Source organism: Vaccinium witches'-broom phytoplasma str. VAC (assembly GCF_000309405.1).
Classification (GTDB): domain Bacteria; phylum Bacillota_I; class Bacilli_A; order Acholeplasmatales; family Acholeplasmataceae; genus Phytoplasma.
Genome location: NZ_AKIN01000058.1, coordinates 1 through 1,374 on the forward strand (window position 1 = coordinate 1; position 1,374 = coordinate 1,374).

Annotated in this window: 1 pseudogene; it reads right to left on the minus strand. The window is 26.9% G+C overall.

Annotated elements, in window-relative coordinates:
• Window positions 1–181: 181 nt before the first annotated feature.
• Window positions 182–1,374: pseudogene (locus RI68_RS01645) on the minus strand (toprim domain-containing protein); the annotation flags it as partial.

Genomic DNA, 1,374 nt, shown 5'->3' on the forward strand with positions numbered 1-1,374 from the left:
AATTTAATCATTTCCTTGGTATTTGGATTATATTCATGCATATGAGATTTTTTATTTTTTGAATAATAAAAAATTTCTTTAATTAATTGTTTTTGTTGATTAAATTTTTGTTTTTTCATTTTTATTTTCTCCTTTGAATTTGTTTTGGTATTTTTTTTAATTGGTATTTTATAATAAATTATTATGTCATGACTTCAACTTTATCTGCACCAAAGAAATGAATAGCTAAATCTACTATTTGTTTCTTTTCAGCTTCTTCATATGAGATGTATGGATCTAAAAAAACATTTTTGATAAGCTTGAAAGCCGTATTGACGGATTAAATCATCAACATCTTTACATGTTTTGTCATAAGGGGGCAAAATGCGTCTAATTTCATAAGGAATTTGTTGTTCTTTGAGTTGTTCGCTTAAGGCTGTGTTTCTTTTTCTTCCAGTTTCGTCGTTATCTAAAGCAATAATGACTTTAATTGCTTCTTTTTTTAAAATATCCATTTGAGTTTGGGAAAGTAATTGGGCAACACAAATTAACCCCACGACATTTTTGATGTTGTGTTGCCAACAACTAATGACATCAAAAAAACCTTCATGAATGATGATTGTTTTAGTTTTTTTTATATACGGTAAAGCTTCAAAAAAACGATAACTGAAATGAAAAGTAGGTGTTTGGCTGAAGTTGTTAATAGATTGATATTTAGGTTGGAAATAGGTAGTCTCGCGAAAATGATTTTTATAAAAGTGAAAAGTTTGGCGGTTTTGTTCGATGGGAATAATAATAGAACCGTGAAAAGTATCGTGATAATATTTAGTTCCTTTTTGATTGGTTTTTTCTTTGAAAAAACCATATTCAACTAACTTTGTGGTATCAATATTTTTCTTTTTTAAGAAATTGCTTAATCTAAAAGAAAGTGGTTTATTTGATAATGGAGCATAACCTAGTTTAAATTCTTTAATAGTTTCTAGGGTTAATTTTCTTTTTTGAGTTAAATATTCAAGACCCATTGATGATTCGTTGTTGTGGTTAGTTATTAATAAATAATGATAATAATCACGGATTTGATTAAATAATGGTGATGTTTCTTTAAATAATTTTGTTTTTGTAGTATTAATTTCTTTTTTGTCAACTAGATGCTTTGATTTAATTGCATGATATTGTTTTTGAAAAAGGTTTGAAGATGTTGTAGTTATTTCTTTTTCTTGTTGAATGAGGTTGTGAAATTCTTGATTTTTCATAAAGTGATCTATTCTTTGAATGGCTTCGCTAAAGGATTTAATTTGTCTTATTTCTTTATATATATCGATAATATCGTAATCACGTCCACATTTCCAACAGTGAATCTGGTTATGATCATTGATATGACAACAAGTAGGATTT